Here is a 24,603-nt window from a genome sequence, read left to right as displayed (position 1 = left end):
GCGCCCCCTCATCTGTCCTTTCGGACATCTTCTCCCCGTTGGGGAGAAGAGAAAACCAGTGGTCAAAACGCCTCAGCGCTCAATGCCATCATCGTTTCCGCGCCGGTCTCGATGCGCGCCTTGCGCAGCGTCGTTTCCGGCATGATCCGCTCCATGAAGAAGCGGGCGGTGATCAGCTTGTTGCGCAGGAAAGCCTCGCGATCGGTCTCTCCCGCGGCCAGTCCGTCGTTTGCGGCCTTGGCCATCTTCGCCCACATATAGCCGAGAATGACGAGGCCGAAGAGATGCATGTAGTCGGTCGAGCCGGCGCCGGCATTGTCGGGCTTTGCCATTGCATGCTGCATGAACCACATGGTCGCCGCCTGCACGTCGTTCAAGCCCTTCTTCAGGTTCTTGGTGAAGAAGGACATCTGCTCGTCGCTGCGGTTTTCCTCGCAGAAATCGCCGATCTCCTTGAACAGCGCCATGACGGCGCGGCCGCCATTCTGGCCGAGCTTGCGGCCGACGAGGTCGAGCGCCTGGATGCCGTTGGCGCCTTCGTAGATCATGGCGATACGGGCATCGCGGACATACTGGCTCATGCCCTGCTCTTCGATATAGCCGTGGCCGCCGAAGACCTGCTGGGCCATGACGGCGTGGTCGAAGCCCTTGTCGGTCATCACGCCCTTCAGGATCGGGGTGACGAGGCCGAGGATATCCTCGGCCGTCTGCTTTTCCTTCTCGTCCGTCGCGCGGTGGGCAATATCGGATTTCAGCGCGGTCCAGAGCAGGAATGCGCGGCCGGCTTCGTTGAACGAGCGGATGGTCATCAGCGCGCGGCGCACATCGGGATGAACGATGATCGGATCGGCCTTTTTCTCCGGCGCCTTGGCTCCAGAGAGCGCGCGGCCCTGGATGCGCTCGCGGGCATATTCGGCGGCGTTCTGATAGGCGATTTCGGCAATCGCCAGCCCCTGCAGGCCGACGCTGAGGCGGGCCTCGTTCATCATCACGAACATGGCCGCCAAGCCCTTGTTCTCGGCGCCGATCAGGAAGCCGGTCGCCTCGTCGTAGTTCATCACGCAGGTGGCGTTGCCGTGGATGCCCATCTTGTGCTCGAGCGCGCCGCAGGAGACGCCATTGCGCTCTCCGGCCGTGCCATCAGCACCGACCATGAATTTCGGCACGATGAAGAGCGAGATGCCCTTGGTGCCCTCGGGCGCGCCCTCGATGCGGGCGAGAACGAGGTGGACGATGTTGCCGGACATGTCGTGTTCGCCGGCGGAGATGAAGATCTTCTGGCCGGAGAGCTTGTAGCTGCCATCGGCCTGCGGAACGGCCTTGGTGCGCAGCAGGCCGAGATCGGTGCCGCAATGCGGCTCGGTCAGGTTCATGGTGCCGGACCATTCGCCGGAGACCATCTTCGGCAGATAGGTCTGCTTCTGCTCATCGGAACCATGCACGATGATGGCAGCGATGGCGCCCTGGGTCAGGCCCGGATACATCATCAGCGACATGTTGGCGGCAGACGTGTATTCGCCGACGGCGGCGTGCAGCGTGTAGGGCAGCCCCTGGCCGCCGAACTCCTCCGGCACGGCAAGCCCCGTCCAGCCGCCCTCGCAATAGGCGTCATAAGCATGCTTGAAACCCTTCGGCGTCGAAACCGAGCCGTCTTCCTTGCGCGTGCAGCCTTCCTGGTCGCCGGAATAGTTCAGCGGGAAAAGCACTTCCTCGGCCACCTTGGCGGATTCACCCAAGATCGCCTCGATCATATCAGGCGTGGCGTCGGCGAAGCCCGGCAGGTTGTTGTAACGCTCCAGACCCAGCACATCGTTCAGCACGAAAAGCGTGTCGTTTACCGGGGCCTTATAGACTGGCATCGTTCGAATTCCTCCAATTCGTCAGCCGGGCGGACCGGCCTGTGCAAGTGTCTTACAAAATATTGACGTTTGCGTAAACGTCAAATTTTATTGCATCGCAAATTTGTGAGCCAAGAGGGCCGCGTACGAGGCCTGCGCGCCACGGGAACCGCTGCAGGAACACACTGTAAGGGTGCTATCTTTCGAACACAGCTGTGTGTACATGTCTAAAATCTGATCCAAACGGATGCCGTATGACCTCCACCGCCGCTTTCTTCCGCTCCAGCCTGATCATGCTTGCCGTGGGTGTCCTCATCCTGTTCGGCATCGTCGGCTCGTCGCTCTGGCTTGTCCAGGCGAACCGCGAATATTCCGACGAGACGGCATCGCTGCGCCGCGTGCGCAGCGCCATCGTCGGCGTGCTGACCACCGTACAGGATGCGGAGACAGGCCAGCGCGGCTATCTGCTGGCGAACGATGTCGTTTACCTCGCGCCGTACACATCCGCGCTGGAGAGCCTGCCGAAGCGCCGGCAAGTCTTGCTCGACAACGTCAAATCGCTGCCGAGCTATGCAATGCAGCTCGATGCGCTGAACGCCGCGATCGACGGGAAGATGAACGAGCTCGCCAAGACGGTCGCGTTGACGCGCGAGGGCAAGACGGGCGAAGCGGTGGCGATCGTTCGCGACGATGCCGGCCTCGTCTACATGGACAAGATCCGCGCGATCATCGGCGACTTCCTCGACCAAACCGACAACCGCCTGCGGGTTCTGGTGGAAAAGCAGCTGTCAGCAGCCAGCACGCTGCAATTGGTGACGATTGGCGGCGCGCTGGCGATCCTCGTTGTGCTGGGCGGGGCAATCCTGATCATCGTGCAGCACGTGCGCGACCTGTCGCTCGCGACCAAGGAAGTCGAGGTGCTCAATGTCGGGCTTGAGGCGCGCGTCAACGAGCGCACCGAAGACCTGATGCGCGCCAACCAGGAAATCCAGCGTTTCGCCTATATCGTGACTCACGATCTGAGGGCGCCGCTGGTCAATATCATGGGCTTTTTGAGCGAGCTCGATACCGCGATGAAGTCGGTCTCGGCCTATGTGCTTGCCGACAACAAGACGCTGAGCGAGCAGGATATCCAGGATGCGCGGCTGGCGGTCGAGGAAGACCTGCCGGAAGCGCTCGGCTTCATCCGCTCGTCGACCCGCAAGATGGACGCGCTGATCAACGCGATCCTGAAGATTTCCCGCGACGGGCGCCGCAAGCTGCAGCCCGAACGGATCGACCTGAAGGCGATGATCGAGACGGTCGCCGCCAACGTTCACCACCAGTTGGTGGAGACGGGCGGGACGACGGAAACCCGTGTTCGCATCGGCAACATCGTCAACGACCGCTTCTCGCTCGACCAGATCTTCGGCAACCTGTTTGACAATGCGGTGAAGTATCAAATGCCGGGACGGCCGCTTAAAATCGACGTCGACGCCTATCCCGATGGACCGGGGCGTGTCAGGATCGACGTCAAGGACAATGGCCGCGGCATCGCCAGCAACGATCTCGAACGGGTTTTCGAGCTGTTTCGCCGGGCCGGCGAGCAGGATCAGCGCGGCGAAGGTATCGGCCTTGCGCATGTGCGTTCGTTAATCCGAAATTTGGGCGGAGACATTACGGTCCAATCCGAACTGGGACAGGGCAGCACGTTCATTCTGACGCTGCCCGCGGACCTCACCAAAATCGTACGGAGTATGGAACTATGAAAGCGACCGGTCAGGAAGTCACGATCGTGATGATCGAGGATGACGAGGGCCATGCCCGCCTCATCGAAAAGAACGTGCGCCGCGCCGGCGTCAACAACGAGATCGTGCCGTTCACGCTCGGCAAGGGCGCCCTCGACTACATTCTCGGACCGGATCGCGACGGACTGGTCAGCAAGGATCGCTATCTGCTGATCCTGCTCGATCTCAACCTGCCTGACATGTCCGGCCTCGACATTCTCGAGAAGATCAAGACCAACGAACACACGCGCCGCATGCCCGTCGTTGTCCTGACCACGACCGACGACGAGCGCGAGATCCAGAAGTGCTACGATCTGGGCGCCAACGTCTATATTACCAAGCCGGTGGACTATGACGGCTTCTCCACGGCGATCCGCAATCTCGGACTGTTCTTCTCTGTCATCCAAGTCCCCTAACGAGTAGCCAAAATCTGTGCGCATCCTTTATGTCGATGATGATCCGGCCCTAGCCCGCCTCGCAACGCGGGTGCTTGCGCGCAGTGATTTCACGGTCGTCCATGCTCCGTCCATCGAGATCGGGCTTGAGCTTTTCGCGGCAGAGACCTTCGAGGCCGTTGTTCTCGACCATTATTTCGAGAACCAGACGGGCCTGAATTTTCTCGAGGCGATCGCCGAGATCGGCAAGCCGACGCCGGTTCTCTACGTGACCGGCTCAAGCGACGCCGACGTCGCCATCCGGGCGCTGAAGGGCGGAGCGGCGGATTACGTCGTGAAGACGGCGACGGACGATTTCTTCCCGCTTCTGATCAGCGCGCTCAACCAGGCGATGGAAAACTCCAGGCTGCGCAGCGAAAAGGAAGAGGCCGACCGACAGCTTGTCGTCGCCAAGGAACGCGCCGAACTGCTGCTGGCGGAGATGAACCACCGCATCGCCAACAGTCTGTCGCTGGTTTCGGCGATGATCCGCATGCAGATGCAGATCGCCGGCAGCGACGAGACGAAGACCGCGCTCAACGAGACGCAGAACCGCATCACGGCAATCGCCGGCGTGCACCGCAGCCTCTACACATCGGAGATCATCGGTGAAGTCGAGCTCGACGTCTATCTCGGACCGCTGCTCGCCGAACTGCACGGCAGCAGCACGATCGCCCGCGGCATCACGCTGAAATCGCAGCTGTGTCGGATCTCGACCACGGCCGACAAGGCCGTCGCGCTGGGTGTCATCCTGATCGAGCTCGTCACCAACGCCACGAAATACGCCTATACGGCTGGCACCGGCGAGGTACGCGTCGTGCTTGAAGCCACCGACGATGGCTTCGCGGTGCTTTCGGTCGAGGACGACGGGATCGGCTATGACCGCACTGTCGGCCCGAAGGGAACCGGGCTGGGCACGCGGCTGATTAATGCCATGGGCACGACGCTCGGCGCAGAGATCAGCTACGGACGCGATGGTAAGGCTGATGGCACCTATGTCGCCGTGCGCTGGCAGCAATAAGACATCCCACTCCTGAAACAGCTTGCAGCCGGCCGTCATTGAGACGCGCCGCAGGTATCATTTGCTTCCTGCCGAAGACGCGCTAAACTTCGTTGGCTAACCGACGAAAAAGCTTAGGAGGAGCGATTTCATGAGACGGATGTGGCCCGAAGAGTTCAACTTCGTTCTGGACAACGCAGAAGAAGTAACACTCGATCTTCCCGCGATAGAACATGAGGACGGCTCGCGCAGCGAGGCAATCAGCCGGCAGGCGTTGAAAGTCCGCATTCCGATGGAGGATTACGAGCGCATCTGGCCGCTGGCGGAAGCGCGCTACCGGCTCGACGGCAGAAACCTCGGCAAGGCGGTGACGCTGATCACCACCAATCCGCATTACCACGCCTGGCACCCCGCCGATGGCGGCTCGGTCGACAATGTCACCGAGGGCGGACGCCACTTCACCACCAAATATGTCGTCGTGCACTTCCTGCTCGACGATGTGAGGGAGACGGCGGCGGCCTGAGCCGCCACCCTGCCCACTCGCGGCGATCAGGCCGCGTCCAGAGCCTGGGTCAGATCGGCAATGAGATCGTCTGGATGCTCAATGCCGATCGACAGGCGGATGGTGGAATCCAGAACGCCGATCCTTTGACGCACATCGGCCGGAACGCCGGAGTGCGTCATCGTCGCCGGATGGCTGGCGAGCGATTCCGTGCCGCCAAGGCTGACGGCGAGCTTGAATATCTGCAGCGCGTTGAGGAACTTGAACGAGGCCGGCTGGCCGCCTTCGATATCGAAGGAGAAGGTCGATCCGGCGCCAGTGCACTGCGCGGCGAAGGTGCGGCCGAGCGGCGATGACGGCTCGTGATACGGAAGATAGTGTATCTTCTTTACCTTCGGATGCGCGCGCAGGAAGTCGGCCACCGCGAGTGCATTGTTGTTGGCGCGCTCCATGCGGATCTGCAGCGTTTCCAGCGAGCGGCCGAGCATCCAGCAGGAATGCGGATCGAGCTGCGTGCCGATCGCGCCTCTCAGTGCCTTGACCTGCTTCATGACAGACTTACTGCCGAGTGCGGCGCCGGCGATGAGGTCGGAGTGGCCACCCACATATTTGGTCAGCGAATAGAGCGAGATATCGGCGCCATGCTCGATCGGGCGCTGGAAGACGGGACCGAGCAGCGTGTTGTCGCAGGCAACGATCGGCGTGTGGCCCTGCTTCCGACCGATCTCATCGGCAATCCGGCGCATCATCGCGACATCGACGAGGCTGTTGGTCGGGTTGGCCGGCGTTTCCACGAGGATCATCGACACACGGCCCTTGGCCATCGCCTGTTCGGCTGCGGCGCGCACCGAGTTCTCGTCAACGCCATCGGCGAAACCGACGGCCGCGACGCCGAGATTGAGGAAGGTCTTGGCAAGCAGGGTTTCCGTGCCGCCATAAAGCGGCTGCGAGTGCAGCACCGCATCACCGGGGCGCACGAAGGCGAGCAGCGTGGTGGCGATGGCCGACATACCCGACGAGAACAGCGCGCAGCTTTCCGTACGCTCGTAGACAGCGAGGCGATCCTCGACGATCTCGCTATTGGGATGATTGAAGCGAGAATAGACGAGGCCGGCGCCCTGCCCCGCCGGCGGCTCGCGACGGCCGGAGACATAATCGAAGAAATCGCGGCCATCCTCGGCGGACTTGAACACGAAGGTCGAGGTCAGGAACACCGGCGGCTTGACCGCGCCCTCGGACAGTTCGGGATCGTAGCCATAGTTCAGCATCTGTGTTTCGGGATGCAGGGCGTGATTGCCGATATGGGTCTTGGAGGGATGCGGCGCGGTCATGGTCGTCTCCTGCTTCAAAGATGGATTGATGACGGCAAATTATCTCGAAATGCGCTTGATGTTATTGCTATTTGGAGCGCGGCTGCGATGTTGGAAGCAACATCATGCGAGAGCGGGGGAGATTTCGTGCAGAAAGTTGCGGATGAGATGGACCGGCGGATTCTGAAAGAGTTGGCCGGCGATGCGCGGCTTGCCAACAACGAACTCGCCGAGCGTGTGGGCCTCTCCGCTTCCGCCTGCCTGCGTCGCCTGCGGCGACTGGAGGAGGCCGAGATTATCCAGGGATATACGGCGCTGATCGATCCCGCCGTCAACGGCTGGACGATGACGGCGCTCGCCTCGATCCGCCTCAGCCGTCAGCATGAGGACGAGATCCAGATGTTCGAGAATGCCGTGCGCGAGTGGGATGAGGTGCTGGAATGTCATCTCGTCACCGGATCGCGCGACTACGTGCTGAAGGTGATGAGCTCGGGGCTCGATGATTACGAGCGCTTCATCAAGGAGAAGATCGCGCGGCTGAAATGCGTCGACACGATCGAGACGAGCTTCGTGATGAACACAATCAAGGCGCGCCGGATCTGACGTTTCGCGTCGCCCTGCCGCTCGGCAGGCATCTCGCGTCAGCGGCGCTATCCGCCTGCACCCGCTTGTACATTAGAAGGCCGGTTTCGGCACGAAATCCGCCTCGACAGCCACAAAAGTTAAAAAATCGCCACACCGGTTAACGGGTTGTTTACCACGTTCCGTGAAAGGTGACGTTTGAGCATTGGTGTCCTGCATTCCTTCTTTCAAGTCTCGCGTTTTATGGGATGCGCGCCACACGTACAGCTTGAGGAAAGCCTAATTGATTATCCTCTCATGGACGATGCTCTCTGATCCGCATTCGTTGCGGCTCTGACGGAAAAGCCAATGATCGGCCCTGACGAGGGTGCGAACAGATAAGCGAGCAAGAAGATGAACGGATCGCGATCACATTCTCCCCGGCCTTCCGACAGGGCGTCGCTTGACGCGCTGAACCGCACGATCGAGGGATTGGAAGCACGGATCGAAGGCCTGATCGGCAGCGGAGTGCGCGAACAGCGCAATCGCCAGCCGGCGCCCGAGCGCGAACCCGCCCCCGCCACTTACACGCCGCGCGCGCCCTACGCCGCCGCCGAGCCGCGTCCTGATCCGCTCGCCGAGATCCGCCAGCGCCAGCGCATGCTCGACGCAAGCCGCGAGCGCGCCGCCCGCGAGACCACCCCTTACGCACCCCGCGAGCAGGCGACGGCCTATGCGGCCCAGCCGGCACCTGCACATACGCCGGCGCCGCAGCCGCGCGCAGCCGTTCAGCCGCCACAGGCTCCCGTCGCAAATCCGCGCGGTGCCGAAGACACGATGACGGAAATCGCCCAGGCCCTCGTCAGCCTGCGCCAGGATCTGAAGCGCGACATCTCCGAGGGCGTCGCCCGGGAAATGGACGCCCTGCGCGGCGAACTGCGCGAGATCAAGGCAACCGCCGCCGATCGCCCCTTCGCCGAAGACATTCATGCCGACATGAGCCGGCTTGCCGATAGCATCAACCATCTGGCTGCCCGCTCCGAAACGTCCGAGGCCCATGGCCTGCGCGGCGAATTCGAAGACCTGCGCTCGCTGATGGACGGGCTGGCGCGCGAGGATTCGCTGCGCCACATGGACCAGCGCTGGGATGGCTTCGAGAACCAGCTGCACGCGCTCGACACATCCGGCCTGCAGGAAGAGCTGGTGGCGCTTGCCTACCGCCTCGACGACATCAAGCGCCATATCGGCGGCATGGGCGAAAGCCCGGCCGTCAAGGCGCTCGAAGACAAGCTCATCTCCATCGCAACGGCGATGGAGCAGTTCGGCAGCATGATCCAGCCGCATGACCGGGCGATGTCCGAGCAGTTCGCGTCGATGGACAGCCGTCTCGACGAGATCAGCCGCGCGATCGCCGCGACCGGCCGCGCCGCGACATCGGGCGACCCCGCTGCCATGCACCGCCTCGAGGGACGGTTGAGCGGCCTTGCCGACCAGATCGAGCTGATGGGCCAAAGCGTGGCCAGCCGCGCCAACCCGGCCGACGGGCTTGCCGAACGGCTCGAAGCCCTGACGGCCCGTGTCGAGGAAGTCGCCAATGCCGAGGCCACGTCGCGCCTCGACGAGCGGCTCGAGCATCTGGCCTTCCTGCTCGAGAAGAGCCAGCGGGCCGCACCGCAGCCCGAACTGACCGGCGCGCTCGCCGATATCTCGCGCAAGATCGACGCGCTTGAGAACGGCGCCGTCAACGACGCGCTGGCGCAGCGCCTCGACTATCTCGCTCGCCGCATCGACGAGATGGAATTCCAGCCGCAGCAGGCAATCCAGACCCAGGTCGACGACGCCGCCTTCCTGCGCATCGAGGACAGGCTGAGCGATATCGCCGCCCGTCTCGACGAGAGCTCGGCGGCACCGGCAACCGACGCCAACGCGCTGCGCAATCTGGAAGACCAGATCGCCAATCTTTCCGCGCTGATGAGCGAGCCACGCCCGAGCACCGAGATCGCCATCGATTTCGACCGCCGCATGGGCGCGATCGAAGACTATATGGCGACCAGCGACGAATACATCGTCGAAGCCGCCCGCCAGGCTGCCGAGGCGGTTGTCGAGGCCTATTCGCGCAACGGCGCCCTGCAGGGCGGTGGTGCCGGCGTTGACATGTCGGCGCTCAATGCGCTCGCCGCCGACCTTCGCCATCTTGAGGATCTGAGCCGCAGCGGCGAGGAGCGCACGCACAAGACCTTCCAGGCGCTGCACGAGACACTGGTGCATATCGCCGACCGGCTCGACGACATGGAGAGCCGCACGGCCCGGCCGCCGGCACGGATGCCGGCCGCCGACGTCGATTTCAACGTCGATCCTTACGCGATGGCTGATGCCGGCGCCGAGGAGGCCGAGAAGCCCGCCGTGTTCGGCACGCGCGTACCGGAAGCCGTGCGCAAGGCCGAGACCGCGCCTGAGCCGGCCGCACCGGCGATCGCCGCTTCCGAGACCAGCGCCATTGCCATCGAGGCCGCCAGCAAGCCCGCCGCGGCCGCAGCAAAGGGAAGCCTTCTCGTCAGCCTCGGCAAGCGCCTGCTGCCGTCGAAGAAGGCCAAGACCGGCGAACGCGCCGTCATCGACCCGTCGCCGTCGATCGATCCTGTCGACGTCATGCCGCCGGAAGCCGCCAACGAGCCGCTGGAACCGGGCTCCGGTGCGCCTGACGTCAAGAAGATCCTGGAGCGCGTGCGCGCCAGCCAGAATGCGGCCCGCACCAATCCGAAGCCGGCAAGCGATACGGATCGCGCCGACTATATCGCGGCTGCTCGCCGCGCGGCGCAGGCCGCAGCGCTCGAAGTCGATCCCAGTGGCAAGGCCGGGTCGGTGAAGGGCGAGAAGAAGGCGAAGATCAAGGACCCGGCCAAGGAATCAGGCAAGGGCAGCGCTTTCTCGCGCTTCCGCCGTCCGATCCTCCTTGCCGTCGGCGCCGTGCTCTTGGCGATCATGGCGTTTCCGCTGGCCCGCACGCTGACCTCGGGGGCGCCCGCGCCGACCGCCGAAGTGGCAACGATCACCGACGGGCAGAACGCAACGCTGCCCGCAGACAGCGAAACCGCGCCCGAAACGTCCGCACCGGTAGCGGCAGCGCCCGAGGCACCCGCTGTCTCGACGCCTGCCCCGCCCGTGACGGCCAATGTCGCACCTGCGCCGTCTGAGCCGGCAGCGCCTGAGCGGCTGACCGAAGCCGCACCGCTTGGCGGCAATGGCGCGCTCGCACCTTCGGGCGCACCGCAGGATACGTCCGGCTTCACCGCCAACAACGCGGCACCATCGGCGGCCGAAACCGCACCGGCCGCAGCGGCACCTGAGATCGCCGTTCCCGACACGATCCAGCCGAAGTCGCTTGCGGATGCCGCGAAGTCCGGCGATGCGCTGGCGCTGTTTGAAATCGGCGCGCGCTACAGCGATGGACGTGCCGGCGTGACAGCCGACCCGAACCAGGCGCTGAACTGGTACCAGATGGCGGCCGACAAGGGCTTTGCGCCGGCGCAATACCGCCTCGGCAGCATGTATGAGAAGGGCACCGGCGTTGCCCGCGACGCCAACAAGGCCAAGCAGTTCTACGAGCAGGCCGCCAACCAGGGCAATGCGAACGCGATGCACAATCTCGCCGTGCTCTACGCCTCCGGCGCGCTCGGCCAACAGGATTACTCGGCAGCGGCCAACTGGTTCACCAAGGCCGCCAATCTCGGCATCACCGACAGCCAGTTCAACCTGGCGATCCTGTGCGCCCGTGGCAACGGCGTGCCGCAGGACCTGACGGAATCCTACAAGTGGTTTGCGATCGCGGCCAAGGGCGGCGACAAGGATGCTTCGCAGAAGCGTGACGAAGTCGCCAACGCCATGAAGCCGGATCAGCTGGAGAAGGCCCGCGCCAAGGCGGATCTCTGGAAGGCCGAGCCGCTCGACAACAAGTCGAACGGCATCGAGGTTCCGGATGAATGGGCAGGCACCGCCACCAAGACCTCCAGCGTCGACATGAAGCGGGCGATCCGCAACATCCAGGCGATCCTGAACAATAACGGCTTCGACGCCGGCCAGCCGGATGGCGAACTGGGCACCAAGACGGTTGCCGCGATCAAGAGCTTCCAGAAGTCGATCGGCCAGGAGCCGAGCGGCAAGATCAACGACGCGACGGTCAAGGCGCTGCTGGAACGCAACAAGGCGCCATCAACCAAGGCTTGATCAAGCAATGGCTCAAACAAAAATCCGCGCAAACCGGTGTTTGCGGGGATTTTTGTTTGATGAAGGCGGTGCTTGCCAGCGCCCTCGCCCGAAGCGTGCTCAATCCGGCATGATCAGCGAGCGGTGGGCGGCAACGCCGGCCATGACGCCTGCAGCGGACGCCATGGTCGCATTGGCCATCGCGACGGCGGCATCGCCGGCGGCGTAGACGCCCTTGACCGTGGTCTGCTGAAAATTGTCGACGCGGATAAAGGGGCCGGTGGGACCGGCCTCAAGCGCGCAGCCGAGCTGTTCGGCAAGCGGGCTCGTCAGATGCGTCTTCGGCGCGACGAACAGGCCGCCGAGCGGCAGGACGCTGCCATCCTTGAGACGAACGGCTTCCAGGTCGGTCCCCTCTCCCAGCAATTCGACGACCGGGCTGCGGACAATCACGACGCCGCGCGCATCGAGCAGGGCCGCCTGCTCGGGATCAGGCTCCCATTGGCCTTGCGTGAAATAGGTGGTCGGTCCCCAATCCGGGATCATCTGCGCTTGATGCACCGACATCGGATTGCCGGCGAGCACGCCGAGCGGCCGGTCGGCGACTTCATAGCCGTGGCAATAGGGGCAATGGATCACCGTCTTGCCCCAGCGCTGTTGCAGCCCCTCGATATCAGGCAGTTCGTCGCGGACACCGGTGGCAAGCACGATGCGGGTGGCGCGCTGCGTGGTGCCGTCGGCGAGCGTGAGGGCGAAGAGGTCACCTTCCCTGCCGATCTCGGTTGCTTCGCCCTCCAGCTGCGTCGCCGTGTTGTAGAGGCCGAGCTGGCGGGATGCCTCGGCGATGATCGCTGCCGGCGCCTTGCCGTCTTGGCCGAGGAAGCCGTGGGACGCTTCAGCGAAACGGTTGCGCGGCTTGCGCCCATCGACAACCAGCACCTTCCGGCGCGCGCGGGCAAGCTGCATGGCGGCGGACTGGCCGGCGAAGCTGCCGCCGACAATGATCACATCGTAGGTCATGACGTTCTCCTATTTCTCGCATCTTCATATGTTACATGAAAGCTTGACGTCAAGACATGTAACCTATCTTGTTACAGATGGGCTCCGGCGCTAGATTGATCGCAACAGGAGTAAGCGAATGAGACGCGACAGCCGCCTTTCGCGCATGCTGCACGTGTTGATCCACATGGACCGGCACTACAAGCGCGCGACATCGGAAACCATTTCGAAAATGCTCTGCACCAATGCCGTGGTCGTCAGGCGCACCATGGCGGGCCTGCGCGACTTTGGCTACGTCCGCTCCGAACAGGGGCATGGCGGCGGCTGGGAATTGGCGCGCGGGCTCGACCAGATCACGCTCCTCGACATCTACGAGGCGATCGGCAAGCCGCCGCTGTTTGCGATCGGGCCTTCGGTCGATCAGCCGGAGTGCCTCGTGGAGCAGGCCGTCGATGCCAAGCTCGGCGATGCGCTGAAGGAGGCCGAAGCGCTTCTGCTGGAACGCTTCCGCACGGTGACCATTGCCGACATCGCCGCCGATTTCGACCGACGCATGCCCGAAGGACAGTGCAACATCCACGGCAACATTCACGCGGAACAATCGGCTTCCGGCTGAATTTACGCGAAAGGCGCGGATCTTTTGCCGAAGCTGGCCGACAGCACTTGATCCATTGCCGACCGATCCTTTAAGCCTTGGCGACGCCGGGGAGAGGCTTCGCGCAGCGCAGGGATAATTGCATCATGGAAATATTCACATCCGCCGGCTTGCTGGCGCTTCTGCAGGTCATTGTCATCGACCTGGTTCTGGCCGGCGACAATGCCGTCGTTATCGGGCTCGCGGCAGCAGGCCTTGCGCCCGATCAGCGCAAGAAGGCCATTCTGGTCGGCATTCTGGCCGCCACCGTGCTGCGCATCGCGCTCGCCAGCGTTACCGTGCAATTGCTCGAGATCATTGGCCTGCTGCTGGCAGGTGGCATCCTGTTGCTCTGGGTCTGCTGGAAGATGTGGCGGGAAATCCGCGCCAATAATGCCCAGGACGGTGAAGGCGAGCATGCCGAAGGCGCGCAGGTTCCTCGCAAGACCTTCTTCCAGGCGGCCACGCAGATCGTTATCGCCGACGTATCGATGTCGCTCGACAACGTGCTTGCCGTAGCGGGTGCGGCCCGCGAGCATCCGACCGTGCTTGTCATCGGCCTGATTCTCTCGATCGCGATGATGGGTATTGCTGCGAACTTCATCGCGCGCCTGCTCAACCGCTATCACTGGATCGCCTATATCGGCCTTGCGATCATCGTCTATGTCGCCCTGCACATGATCTATCGCGGCGGCCTGGAAGTCTGGCCGCATGTCGCGGCGGCAACCGGCGGCTGACCTCGAGCGGACGGCCCCGCTGTCAGGGGCCGTTGACGAGCTTCAGGATGAGCGCCTGCACATTGCCGCCGTCGCTCATCTCCACCCGATCGAAATCGCGACCCCGCTGGCGCTGCCTGCCGGATATCTCGCCGAGACGCTCGGTGAGATTGGTGCGGATCTTTCGGCAATCGGGATCATCCGGCGCGGAAAAGCCCACGCTCAGCGTCTCGATCTCATGCACCATGTCGATGATGGTGTCGCCATGCACCCGCTCATGCTTGCGGATCGCCTCGATGAAGCTGTTCCAACTGGCTTGCACCGAAGGCGAGAGCTTGGCGGACGGTTTGGGCAGCGTATAGATGATCGTCAGCTTCGGCTTGGCGACCGTGAGAATGCAGGCATTATCGGGCTGCCGTTCGTATTTGCGTGTCCATGTCAGCTTGAACGTGGTGTGGGCGATCACCCTGGACTGGCCGCCGACCTCGGGGCCGCGCTCGCCGATCGAGCCGTAGAGTTCGGCGCCGCTTGTGCCTGATATGGCATAGTTGCGCACCTCCTCAGCCGGCTTCCACTGCGCGAGCGCCATAACAGGCATCGATGCGATCAGCGCACCCAGCGTCAACATTCGAATGGCTGATCCCACATCGTTCCCCGTGCTTTGTTCCGCGCGGCCAATCTAGGGAGCCGCCACCTAGCGTTCAATCGCACTACCGGGCGTTCGGGCGCTTCCGCGCACGAGTGTGCCGTGATTGTCACAAAACCTGAAAAAAGCCTGACTAATCAGAATTCTTCGCGTATTGAGGAGACGCGGTGTCGCTGATCGAAAGCCTATCGCAACGATTTCAAGCTACGGTGTCTCATTCGCATAAAACGTGGGGAACGCAACGGCCCGCCGGGTCGTCCGCAAATCGGGGTCGGCTGTGACAATCTATCTGCCCATCGCAGAATTGTCGGTGAACATTTTCATCATCCTCGGCATGGGTGCGGCCGTCGGCTTCCTGTCCGGCATGTTCGGCGTGGGCGGCGGCTTTCTGATCACGCCGCTTCTGATCTTCTACAACATCCCTCCCGTCGTCGCTGTTGCCACCGGCGCCAACCAGGTCGTCGCCTCGTCGATCTCGGGCGCGCTCACCCACTTCAGGCGCGGGACGCTGGATGTGAAGCTCGGCTCGGTGCTTCTGGCGGGCGGTCTCGCGGGTGCCACCATCGGCATCTGGGTGTTTTCGCTGTTGCGCCGGCTCGGCCAGCTCGATCTGATCATCTCCCTGATGTACGTGCTTTTCCTCGGCACGGTCGGCGGGCTGATGCTGCTTGAAAGCGTCAATGCGATGCGGCGCGCATCGAAGAACATTCCGGCCGCACCACGCCGGCCGGGGCATCATCACTGGGTTCACCGCCTGCCGCTGAAGATGCGGTTCAAGAAATCGAAGATCTTTCTCAGCGTCATCCCGATCATTGCACTCGGTTTCGGCATCGGCATCCTGACGTCTGTCATGGGCGTCGGCGGCGGCTTCATCATGGTGCCGGCGATGATCTATCTGCTTCGCATTCCGACCAACGTCGTCGTCGGAACGTCGCTGTTCCAGATCATCTTCGTCACCGCCTATACGACGGTCGTGCAGGCCGCGACCAACTTCTCGGTCGATATCGTGCTGGCCTTCATCCTGATGATCGCGGGTGTGATCGGCGCGCAATATGGCGTTCGCGTCGGGCAGAAGCTGCGCGGCGAGCAGCTGCGCGCGCTGCTTGGGCTGCTCGTTCTCGCCGTCGGCCTTCGCCTTGCCGTGGCGCTGGTCGTCACGCCGAGCGATATCTATTCGGTCGTGATGGGTGCGAACTGATGCGTCACCTGCTCAGGACCCTGCTTGTCTCCCTCATGCTGATGCCGACGGCCGCCGGCGCGCAGACGCTGCTGCCCGGCCAGGCGCCGCAGCCGGTTGCCGAGGGGTTGGAGATCGGCACATCGACCAGCGAGATCGCCATCACCTCCGACTTTCACGGCGCGGATCTGACGATCTTCGGCGCCTTGACCAACACCGACAGCCTGCTGCTCGCAATCGGCCAATATGACGTGGTCGTCGTGCTGGAAGGCCCGCGCGACAACGCCACGGTGCGCAAGAAGGAGCGGGTGTTCGGCATCTGGGTCAACACGCATTCGATGACCTTCGAGACTGTGCCGCATTCCTATTCGATGTCGAGTTCGCGCATGCTCGACGACGTTACGACGCCGCTTGATCTCACCGATCGCGGCATCGGCATCGACCATATTCCGCTGACGCCGATGGGCTTTCTCGGCAATGCCAGCAATGTCGGCGAGTTCCGTGACGCTTATCGCCGGCTGCAGGAGCGCAGCGGCCTTTATGTCCGCGATCCGAGCGGCGTACGTTTCGTCAGCTCCAACCTGTTCAAGGCGAGCCTGCGGCTGCCCGCCAACATTCCGAACGGCGTGCATACGGTTCGCGCCTATCTGTTCAAGAGCGGCAAGTTCGTGACCGAGAAATCGGCGCCTTTGCGGGTGATCAAGACCGGCATCGAGCAGACGATCACCGATGCCGCGCATGAGCAGCCGATCATCTATGGCCTGTTTGCCGTGTTCCTGGCCGTCGTGACCGGCTGGGGCGCCAGCGTGGTGTTCCGCAAGGAGTGATCGATCGCGGCCGCGGCTGGATGGGCCTGCCCCGGTCTCGCCACGAGATGATCACGGCATCGTCATTGTCTAAAAACCGACCATTAACGTTTACCAGTTAGTAATCTCTCGGACGTCGAGAGGTTTAGTCATGCGTATCCGTACTCTCCTTGCCGTCGTGGTGCTGGCTGTTCTTGCCGGCTGCGCGACTGCTCCCAAACAGACACGAAACATCTGCGCGGTGTTCGACCAGCGCGACGGGATGTTCACCAGCTGGCAGCGCTCGGCGGAGAAAGCCGAGAAGAAATATGGCGTGCCGGTGCCGATCCTGATGGCGACGATGTATACGGAATCGGGCTTCCAGCCGAATGCACGGCCGCCGCGCACCAAACTGTTCGGCTTCATCCCGTGGAAGCGGCAATCGACGGCCTATGGCTATTCGCAGGCGCTCAACGGCACCTGGGATCACTACCAATCGGCAACCGGAAACTGGAGCGCGCGGCGCACCAACTTCTCCGACGCGATCGACTTCATCGGCTGGTATCACTGGCAGAACAGCCAGACGACGGGCATCCAGCTCAACGACGCCTACAGCCTCTACCTCGCCTATTATTCCGGTCCGAAGGGTTATATGCGCGGCGACTGGCGCTCGAATGCGCAGCTGCAGAAGACGGCGCAGCGGTTTGCGGGCATGGCTGCGACCTATCAGCGGCAGTTGCAGGGCGGCTGCAGCTGACTTGAACGAAAACGGGCCGGCGGTATCGCCGCCAGCCCGGTCTAACATTCATGATGAGATCAGGCGGCCTTGGCCGGCTTGTCAATCGGGTGCTGGGCGCGGAAGCCGACGGCCAGGCGGTTCCAGACGTTGATGGCGCCGATGGCAACCGTGATGTTCATCATCTCGGCTTCGTTGAAATGCGCCTTGAGCGCTTCATAGTCGGCATCGGGCGCGCCCGTCTGGGCGACCTTGGTGACGGCATCGACCCAGCCGAGCAGCGCGCGCTCGCGTTCGTCATAGACGGGCGATTCATGCCAGACGCAGATGAGATTGATCCACTGTTCGCTCAGGCCGTCGTGGCGAGCTTCCTTGACGTGCATGTCGACGCAGTAGGCACAGCCGTTGATCTGCGATGCGCGCAGCTTGATCAAGTGGATGAAGCGGCGTTCGAGGCCGGACTTCTGGACGTAATCCTCAAGCGCAAGCACAGCCTTGTAGGCATCGGGTGCGGCCTTGGCGAAATTGAAACGCGGTTGCATGGCACTTTCTCCTTTGATGGCTCAGCGAGCCGTTCGACGTTCATGCAGTTCCAGGAACGCGCAGCTTCTGGCTGCGATCGTCCCGTCGTCGATCTCCGCCAGTTCGGCGCCGAGATCGGCAATGGTGGTCTTGGCAAGCTCGGCGCGATAGACACGCTCGGCCTTCAACATCGCCGCCGAGATGTTGCACGGCTTCAAAAAGAAGCGATCCGGCGCCGGGTTCGGCCCGCGCTGGCGAATTTCATTGCAGCGAAAGGCCGGCGCCGGTCCCTCGACAGCCAGAACGATATCCAGCAGCGTGATCTTCTCGGCGGGCCTGGCGAGGCGATAGCCACCTTTCGGGCCGGGCACGGTGTGGAGGATGCCGGCGCCCGACAGCGCTTGCAGATGCTTCAGAAGATAGCTCGTCGACACCCCGTGAAACTCCGCAAGTGCTGCGGCCGACAGCACGCCACCCTCGGACAAACCCGAAAGCATCGCCACGCTGTGAATGGCCTGTTCGACACCGTCTCCGAGTTTCATGCGATCAACTCCTCAATTCATGGACAAAATATATCCATGATTATTCCGCCCGTCAATCCTCTTTTCGCGGTCGGCGCGATTGCGCCCGGGCGGTAGACTTTGGGCTTATTCAGCGAAGACTTGTGAAGCGATTGGGATCAGCTAAGGTTGCAGTGTCAAAACACTCCAAAAGGGAACATCAATGAAAAAGACGATCTTGCTGACGGCCGCGGCACTTCTTGCCACGGCGCACCTGGCCTCCGCCGAAGACACCATCCGGATCGCCACCGAGGGCGCCTACCCTCCCTTCAACTACGTGGAATCAGACGGCAGCCTGAAGGGGCTCGATGTCGATATGGCCAAGGCGCTGTGCGAGGAAATGAAGGCCAAGTGCACGATCGTTGCCCAGGATTGGGACGGCATCATTCCCGGTCTGCTGGCCAAGAAATACGACGCGATCATCGCCTCGATGAGCATCACCGAGGAGCGCAAGCAGCAGATCGACTTCACCAACAAATACTACACGACGCCGCTAGCCGTCGCCGTGCCCAAGGACAGCCCGATCAAGGGCGTTACTGTCGAGGACATGAAGGGCAAGGTGGTCGGCGCGCAGGCATCGACGACGCAGGCCAATTATACCAGCGACGTCTACGCCAAGGGCGGCGCCGAGGCGAAGCTCTATCCGACGCAGGACGAGGCGGTGGCGGACCTGCAGAACGGCCGCACTGACGCCGTGGTCTCCGACAAGTTCGTGGTCGTCGACTGGCTGAACAAGGCCGGGAAGGATTGCTGCAAGCTGCTCGGTGATATCCCGGGCAGCGAGACGCAGGCCGGCATCGGCATCCGCAAGGGCGAGACGGAGCTGAAGGAGCGTTTCAACAAGGCGATCGACGCGCTTGTTGCCAACGGCACCTACCAGAAGATCACCAAGCAGTATTTCCCCTTCGATATCTATTGATCACCCGCGATACACCGGCCCGGCCCATTTGCTTCATCAGGGGTAAATGAGCCGGCCGGTCGGCGACCGCATCTTCTCATCGGCGCGGTTTGAACTACATTCAGGCGGTGGACCAGATCGATAGCGAGCGCCTGATATCCCTGCCTGCCCCTTTTACCCGCTGGTTCGCGGAGAAGGGCTGGCAGCCGCGCAGGCATCAGCTGGAGCTTCTGGCGCGTGCCGAGGCCGGCGAGAGCACACTCTTGATCGCGCCCACCGGGGCCGGCAAGACACTGGCCGGCTTTCTGCCATCGCTCACCGATCTCACCCGCCGCGGAAAAATCCCGCCCGGCTCTGCCTTTACCGGCATCCACACGCTCTACGTCTCGCCACTGAAGGCGCTGGCGGTCGATATCGAGCGCAATCTGATGAAGCCGGTGCTGGAGATGGGGCTGCCGGTCAGCGTCGAGAACCGCACCGGCGATACGCCCGTTTCCAAGCGGCAGCGCCAGAAGCTCAGCCCGCCCGACATCCTTTTGACGACGCCGGAGCAGGTGGCGCTTTTGCTTGCCAATGGCGAGGCCGAGCGTTTCTTCAAGGACCTCAGATACATCATCTTCGACGAACTGCACTCGCTGGTCACCTCGAAGCGCGGCCACATGCTGTCGCTGGGGCTGGCGCGGCTGCGGCGGCTTGCGCCGAAGCTGCAGACGATCGGGCTTTCGGCGACCGTCGCCGAGCCGCTGGAGCTGCAGAAGTGGCTGGTGGCGCAGCCGGAAGGAGGCGAGCGACATGCGGGCATCGTCACGGTGGAGGGCGGGGCCAAGCCCGATATCTCGATCCTGTCGACGGAAGAGCGCATTCCCTGGTCCGGGCACTCGGCTAAATACGCGATCCCCGATGTCTACAAGCAGCTCATCGAGCATCAGACGACGCTGCTCTTCGTCAACACCCGCAGCCAGGCGGAGATGCTGTTTCAGGAGCTCTGGACCGCCAACGACGACAATCTGCCGATCGCGCTGCATCACGGCTCGCTCGATGTCGGTCAGCGGCGCAAGGTGGAGGCGGCGATGGCGGCGAACCGGCTGCGCGCCGTGGTCGCCACCTCGACGCTCGACCTCGGCATCGACTGGGGCGATGTCGACCTCGTCATCCATGTCGGCGCGCCGAAGGGCGCCTCGCGGCTGGCGCAGCGCATCGGCCGCGCCAACCACCGGATGGACGAGCCATCGAAAGCGATCCTCGTGCCTGCCAACCGCTTCGAGGTGATGGAGTGTCAGGCGGCACTCGACGCCAACTATATCGGCGCGCAGGACACGCCGCCGATCGGGCGCGGCGCGCTCGACGTGCTCGCCCAGCATGTTCTCGGCATGGCCTGCGCCGAGCCATTCGACATGCTGGAGCTCTACGACGAGATCATCAGCGCCTCGCCCTATGCTGATCTTTCCTGGGAGACCTTCGAGCGGATCGTCGATTTCGTCGCCACCGGCGGCTATGCGCTGCGCACCTACGAGCGCTATGCCCGCATCCGCAAGACGAAGGAGGGGCGGTGGCGGGTTTCCAATCCGCAGGTGGCGCAGCAGTATCGGCTGAACCTCGGCACCATCGTCGAGAGCCCTATGCTGAACCTGAAGATGGTGAAGCGGGGAGAAGGCGGCCGCATCGGGCGCGGCGGGGCGACGCTCGGCAAGATGGAGGAATATTTCTTCGAGCAGCTTTCGCCCGGCGACACCTTCATCTTCTCCGGCAAGGTGCTGCGCTTCGAGGGTATCCGCGAGAACGAGGCGCTGGCGAGCCAGGCCTATTCCAACGATCCGAAAATTCCATCCTACGCCGGCGGCAAGTTTCCGCTCTCCACCTATCTCGCCGACCAGGTGCGCTCGATGCTCGACGACCCCGACCGCTGGCACCGGCTGCCGGACCAGGTGCGCGACTGGTTGGCGATCCAGAAGGAAAAGTCGATCCTGCCCAAGCGCGACGAGCTGCTGATCGAGACCTTCCCGCGCGGCAGCCGCTGCTACATGGTGGCCTATCCCTTCGAGGGGCGGCTGGCGCACCAGACACTCGGCATGCTTTTGACCCGCCGGCTGGAACGCGCTGGCGCCAAGCCGCTCGGCTTCGTCGCCACGGACTATTCGCTCGGCATCTGGGGGCTGGAGGATATGGGCCGGATGATATCAAGCGGCCGGCTCAATCTCGCCGATCTTTTCGATGAGGACATGCTGGGCGACGATCTCGAAAGCTGGCTCGACGAATCCTTCCTTTTGAAGCGCACCTTCCGCAATTGCGCCGTGATTGCAGGCTTGATCGAGCGCCGGCACCCGGGCAAGGAAAAGAGCGGCCGGCAGGTGACGGTTTCCGCCGATCTGATCTACGACGTGCTCCGAACCCATGAGCCCGACCACATCCTGCTGCAGGCGACCAGGCAGGATGCGGCGACCGGGCTTTTGGACATCGGCCGTCTTGGCGATATGCTGAAGCGAATCAAGGGGCACATCACCCACCGCCCGCTGGAGCACATCTCGCCGCTTGCTGTGCCCGTGATGCTGGAGATCGGCAAGGAGCATGTGCATGGCGAGGCGCAGGATGTTCTGCTGGCGGAAGCCGCGGACGATCTGATTGCCGAGGCTTTGGAATAAAGTCCCCTCCCCAACCCCTCTCCACAAGGGGGCGGGGCTTAACGGCCGCACCGCCGAGGTCATGATCAAGGCAGAGCGGCGCCACAAGTTTTCTCTCCCCTTGTGGGAGAGATGCCCGGCAGGGCAGAGAGGGCCTTTTGGCCTTCGTCCCCGCCTAGATACTGGAAAGAACGAACGGATGAACCGGCTAGCGCTGGCGCGGGAATTGAACGGGATTGCGGCGATGCCGGGCGTGGAAACGTCGGTGCATGGGATCGCTGCCGTGTGCGATCCGCTGGGCGGGCTTTATCTGCCGGACACCGGCGTTCTCGTCGTCTCCGACCTGCATCTGGAAAAGGGCGCCGCCTTTGCGCGCCGCGGCATGATGCTACCGCCTTACGATACCCTGGCAACGCTGACGGTGCTCTCCGCCGTCATTACCCGCTATGACCCGAAGCTGGTGATCTCGCTCGGCGACAATTTTCACGATCGCATCGGCTCGGCGCATATGCCGGAAACATTCCGCACGCTGATTTCGGATATGGCGCGCGGGCGCGAGTGGATCTGGATCAACGGCAACCACGATCCCGACGGCACCGTCGATCTGCCCGGTGCCTGCGCCGACGAGCTGCACTATGGCGGCCTCACCTTCCGGCACGAGCCGAAGGAAGGGTTGCAGAGCGGCGAGATCGCGGGGCACCTGCATCCTTCCGCCACGGTGCGGCGGCGCGAAAAATCGATCCGCCGGCCGTGTTTTGCCACCGATGGCGCAAGGCTGCTGATGCCGGCTTTCGGGGTGATGAGCGGCGGGCTCGACCTGCGCCACAAGGCGATGAAGGGGCTGTTCGATCAGCCGTCGCTGATCGCGCACCTCATCGGCCGCGACCGGATCTATTCGGTGCGCTTCGGCAACCTGCTTGGCTAGCGCTTAGAGCGCGACGTAGCGGTCGGCGCGGTGATTGATCGTGAGGAACAGATTGAGCACCACGGCGCCGAGCACGGAATAGAACACGACAGGTGGCGTGGTGACGAAGAAGGCAGCCGCCAGCACGCAGAGATCGACGGCCATCTGCACGAGGCCGGCGCGGATGCCGAAGCGCTCCTGCATGTAGATGCCGAGAATGCCGACGCCGCCGAGGCTGGCGCGGTGGCGATAGAGCGCCAGCAGGCCGAAGCCGAGAAGAAGACCGCCGAGAAGCGCTGCCCAGGCCGGATGGATCGTGGCGATGCTCATGACATTCGGCTGCAGGCTTGTCAGCAGCGAGGTCAGGCCGATGGCGATGAAGGTCTTGATGGTGAAGGAGACGCCGAGGCGCTTCCACGAGAGATAGAAGAACGGCAGGTTGAGCAGGAAGAAGGCGAGGCCGAAATTGATGCCGAAGGCATAGTGCACAAGAAAGGCGATACCCGCCGTGCTGCCGGTGAGCAAGCCAGCGCTTGCCAGCACATAAAGGCCAAGGGCGGCGACGAGGCTGCCGGAGAAGATACCCTGCACGTCTTCGACAGGCGTGTGGCGCGTGGCGCTCGTGTTCCAGAAGCCAAGGGCATTGATGAGCTGAGTCATGTCGCTAATCTCCAACGGCAGACGAGTTCAAGAACGCCCGGGCAGGCCCCAGGCGGCAGGGGATGTGAATGATTGGTCGCCGGGCGGCATTCGCGCTCTTCGGCTTCTGAGCGGAATTATCCGGTTCATTCGCCACGTTTTCAAGCGAAATACGTAAGCAATGCTGACCTATTAAAACTTCGCAAGAATCGTTCCGTCAGGCGCGCTTGCGTGCAAGGAACAGAATGCCGGGAATGATGTTGGCGCCATCTTTGCGAATGGTGGTGCGGCTCATCGCGATCACCTGGAAGCCATGGCGGGCGCAGAGCGAGCGGATGTAGCCTTCCGAATGCGCATAGCGCAGGGAATGCGCGAGGTGAACGCCCTCCTCGTCCTCGGTTTCCTCGACGGAAAAGCCAAAGTCGGCGCCATCGATACAAAGGGCCGCGACCGACGCAAATGCGATCTCTAGATTGCCGAGATAGATCAGCACATCGGCGGCCGTGACGAGATCGGCGCGATGTGTGCCGCTATCCTTAAACAGGCCGGACTCGTCTACTGGTAGCGACAGGTCGGCCTGGGCGAGATGGTCGTAGACCTGCTTTTCCTCGGCCTTCGCCAGCATGTTCTGCGAGAGATCGAAGCCTTCGAGCCGGTCGGCCATCGAGCGGATTTCCGGCCCCATCAGCCCGGTGCCGCAGCCGAGATCGGCCGCCAGCGCGTAATGCCGGCCGGTCGCAGCGATCATGCGGGCGAGCTTTGCCGGCACGTCGTAGCCGAGCTTGTCGACCAGCGAGGTCTCGAAGCGGGCGGCGTAATCGTCGAACAGGCGCTCGACATAAATGCTCGGCGGCTGATCGGGCACGGCGATGTCGCCCAGGAAGGCGAGCTTCAGCGTGGCGCCGAAGATATCGTCCTCGGTCAGATCGCGGGTTCGCCGGTAGGCTTTAATCGCGCCGGCGACATTGCCTGATTTTTCACGGTAGGTGGCGAGCCAGTACCAGCCGACCGCCCAATCCGGCACCAGCTCCAGCGCCTGCTCCATCAGCTCGGCGGCGGCATCCGGCTCGCCGCCCTTGTCCAGCATCCTGGCATAGTCGGCACGGCGGTCGGCGATGGCATCGCCTGATGTCTGGAGATGGGGCGGCATGATGG

At 63.0% G+C, this 24,603-nt stretch carries 22 protein-coding genes; 14 read left to right on the top strand and 8 right to left on the bottom strand.

The annotated features are described in order from the left end of the window. Window positions 1–62 precede the first annotated feature (62 nt). A complete protein-coding gene (locus J5286_RS03125) occupies window positions 63–1,859 on the bottom strand; it encodes an acyl-CoA dehydrogenase C-terminal domain-containing protein (RefSeq protein WP_209189120.1) in 1,797 nt (598 codons plus the stop codon). Between the two features lie 233 nt (window positions 1,860–2,092). Between J5286_RS03125 and J5286_RS03120 the strand changes: the two genes are divergently transcribed. The 4 genes from J5286_RS03120 to J5286_RS03105 all read left to right on the top strand — a co-directional run bounded on the left by J5286_RS03120 (window position 2,093) and on the right by J5286_RS03105 (window position 5,561). Then, entirely contained in the window at window positions 2,093–3,586 is a 1,494-nt protein-coding gene (locus J5286_RS03120) for a sensor histidine kinase (RefSeq protein WP_209189119.1), read from the top strand. Next, entirely contained in the window at window positions 3,583–4,020 is a 438-nt protein-coding gene (locus tag J5286_RS03115) for a response regulator (protein WP_047507275.1), read from the top strand. The genes J5286_RS03120 and J5286_RS03115 overlap by 4 nt, the downstream gene beginning before the upstream one ends. Window positions 4,021–4,036: 16 nt before the next feature. Then, the gene (locus J5286_RS31585; RefSeq protein WP_209189118.1) at window positions 4,037–5,059 is read left to right on the top strand and encodes a sensor histidine kinase; all 1,023 of its coding nucleotides are present in this window, start codon (window positions 4,037–4,039) and stop codon (window positions 5,057–5,059) included. 130 nt (window positions 5,060–5,189) lie between these two features. Further along, the gene (locus tag J5286_RS03105; RefSeq protein WP_081619891.1) at window positions 5,190–5,561 is read left to right on the top strand and encodes a hypothetical protein; all 372 of its coding nucleotides are present in this window, start codon (window positions 5,190–5,192) and stop codon (window positions 5,559–5,561) included. Window positions 5,562–5,587: 26 nt separating this feature from the next. Here J5286_RS03105 and J5286_RS03100 read toward each other — a convergent pair whose 3' ends face one another. Further along, window positions 5,588–6,871: a cystathionine gamma-synthase family protein gene (locus J5286_RS03100; RefSeq protein ID WP_209189117.1), complete on the bottom strand. Its 1,284-nt coding sequence runs from the start codon at window positions 6,869–6,871 to the stop codon at window positions 5,588–5,590. Between the two features lie 147 nt (window positions 6,872–7,018). Here J5286_RS03100 and J5286_RS03095 point away from each other — a divergent pair, with 147 nt between their 5' ends. Then, window positions 7,019–7,453, top strand: coding sequence for an Lrp/AsnC family transcriptional regulator (locus J5286_RS03095; RefSeq protein ID WP_018898347.1), 435 nt, complete (start codon window positions 7,019–7,021; stop codon window positions 7,451–7,453). Window positions 7,454–7,825: 372 nt separating this feature from the next. After that, window positions 7,826–11,635 carry an SEL1-like repeat protein gene (locus J5286_RS03090; RefSeq protein ID WP_209189116.1) on the top strand — a complete coding sequence of 1,270 codons (3,810 nt, stop codon included), beginning with the start codon at window positions 7,826–7,828 and terminating at the stop codon, window positions 11,633–11,635. Window positions 11,636–11,734: 99 nt separating this feature from the next. On the opposite strand, the gene J5286_RS03085 is transcribed toward J5286_RS03090, so the two are convergent. Continuing rightward, the gene (locus J5286_RS03085; protein ID WP_209189114.1) at window positions 11,735–12,634 is read right to left on the bottom strand and encodes an NAD(P)/FAD-dependent oxidoreductase; all 900 of its coding nucleotides are present in this window, start codon (window positions 12,632–12,634) and stop codon (window positions 11,735–11,737) included. Between the two features lie 118 nt (window positions 12,635–12,752). On the opposite strand from J5286_RS03085, the gene J5286_RS03080 reads away from it, so the two are divergent. Both J5286_RS03080 and J5286_RS03075 read left to right on the top strand, forming a co-directional pair. Beyond that, window positions 12,753–13,229 (top strand): RrF2 family transcriptional regulator, encoded by a 477-nt coding sequence (locus tag J5286_RS03080; RefSeq protein WP_209189112.1) that lies wholly within the window; start codon window positions 12,753–12,755, stop codon window positions 13,227–13,229. A gap of 125 nt (window positions 13,230–13,354) precedes the next feature. Beyond that, on the top strand, window positions 13,355–13,984 hold the full coding sequence (locus tag J5286_RS03075) for a TerC family protein (RefSeq protein ID WP_018898343.1): 630 nt from the start codon (window positions 13,355–13,357) through the stop codon (window positions 13,982–13,984). Window positions 13,985–14,006: 22 nt separating this feature from the next. Here the strand turns inward: J5286_RS03075 and J5286_RS03070 are convergent, their stop codons facing one another. Further along, a complete protein-coding gene (locus tag J5286_RS03070; protein WP_209189110.1) occupies window positions 14,007–14,591 on the bottom strand; it encodes a DUF922 domain-containing Zn-dependent protease in 585 nt (194 codons plus the stop codon). 295 nt (window positions 14,592–14,886) lie between these two features. Between J5286_RS03070 and J5286_RS03065 the strand changes: the two genes are divergently transcribed. The 3 genes from J5286_RS03065 (at window position 14,887) to J5286_RS03055 (ending at window position 17,328) form a co-directional block, all read left to right on the top strand. Further along, on the top strand, window positions 14,887–15,807 hold the full coding sequence (locus J5286_RS03065) for a sulfite exporter TauE/SafE family protein (protein WP_209189108.1): 921 nt from the start codon (window positions 14,887–14,889) through the stop codon (window positions 15,805–15,807). Further along, window positions 15,807–16,613 carry a TIGR02186 family protein gene (locus J5286_RS03060; RefSeq protein ID WP_209189106.1) on the top strand — a complete coding sequence of 269 codons (807 nt, stop codon included), beginning with the start codon at window positions 15,807–15,809 and terminating at the stop codon, window positions 16,611–16,613. Before J5286_RS03065 ends, J5286_RS03060 begins: the two co-directional genes overlap by 1 nt. A 130-nt stretch (window positions 16,614–16,743) precedes the next feature. Beyond that, window positions 16,744–17,328 (top strand): transglycosylase SLT domain-containing protein, encoded by a 585-nt coding sequence (locus tag J5286_RS03055; RefSeq protein ID WP_047507256.1) that lies wholly within the window; start codon window positions 16,744–16,746, stop codon window positions 17,326–17,328. Window positions 17,329–17,387: 59 nt separating this feature from the next. On the opposite strand, the gene J5286_RS03050 is transcribed toward J5286_RS03055, so the two are convergent. Both J5286_RS03050 and J5286_RS03045 read right to left on the bottom strand, forming a co-directional pair. Continuing rightward, window positions 17,388–17,849, bottom strand: coding sequence for a carboxymuconolactone decarboxylase family protein (locus J5286_RS03050; RefSeq protein WP_209189104.1), 462 nt, complete (start codon window positions 17,847–17,849; stop codon window positions 17,388–17,390). A gap of 21 nt (window positions 17,850–17,870) precedes the next feature. Then, a complete protein-coding gene (locus J5286_RS03045; RefSeq protein WP_111561659.1) occupies window positions 17,871–18,371 on the bottom strand; it encodes an RrF2 family transcriptional regulator in 501 nt (166 codons plus the stop codon). A 181-nt stretch (window positions 18,372–18,552) separates the two neighbouring features. Between J5286_RS03045 and J5286_RS03040 the strand changes: the two genes are divergently transcribed. The 3 genes from J5286_RS03040 (at window position 18,553) to pdeM (ending at window position 22,830) form a co-directional block, all read left to right on the top strand. After that, complete coding sequence (locus tag J5286_RS03040) at window positions 18,553–19,308, top strand: ABC transporter substrate-binding protein (protein ID WP_113009864.1); 756 nt, start codon at window positions 18,553–18,555, stop codon at window positions 19,306–19,308. A gap of 107 nt (window positions 19,309–19,415) precedes the next feature. Then, window positions 19,416–21,926, top strand: a complete 2,511-nt coding sequence (locus tag J5286_RS03035) for a ligase-associated DNA damage response DEXH box helicase (RefSeq protein ID WP_209189605.1) — start codon at window positions 19,416–19,418, stop codon at window positions 21,924–21,926. Between the two features lie 178 nt (window positions 21,927–22,104). Continuing rightward, window positions 22,105–22,830: a ligase-associated DNA damage response endonuclease PdeM gene (gene pdeM / locus J5286_RS03030; protein ID WP_209189102.1), complete on the top strand. Its 726-nt coding sequence runs from the start codon at window positions 22,105–22,107 to the stop codon at window positions 22,828–22,830. Between the two features lie 3 nt (window positions 22,831–22,833). Here pdeM and J5286_RS03025 read toward each other — a convergent pair whose 3' ends face one another. Both J5286_RS03025 and J5286_RS03020 read right to left on the bottom strand, forming a co-directional pair. After that, window positions 22,834–23,469 carry a YitT family protein gene (locus tag J5286_RS03025; RefSeq protein ID WP_018898332.1) on the bottom strand — a complete coding sequence of 212 codons (636 nt, stop codon included), beginning with the start codon at window positions 23,467–23,469 and terminating at the stop codon, window positions 22,834–22,836. A 196-nt stretch (window positions 23,470–23,665) separates the two neighbouring features. Continuing rightward, window positions 23,666–24,598, bottom strand: coding sequence for a class I SAM-dependent methyltransferase (locus J5286_RS03020; RefSeq protein WP_209189100.1), 933 nt, complete (start codon window positions 24,596–24,598; stop codon window positions 23,666–23,668). Between the last annotated feature and the right edge of the window lie 5 nt (window positions 24,599–24,603).

Origin of the sequence: Rhizobium sp. 16-488-2b, assembly GCF_017741815.1 — a bacterium.
In the GTDB taxonomy this organism is placed as follows: Bacteria; Pseudomonadota; Alphaproteobacteria; order Rhizobiales; family Rhizobiaceae; genus Rhizobium.
Note: the sequence above shows the minus strand (reverse complement) of the source record. Positions and strands in the feature narration are given on the sequence as shown.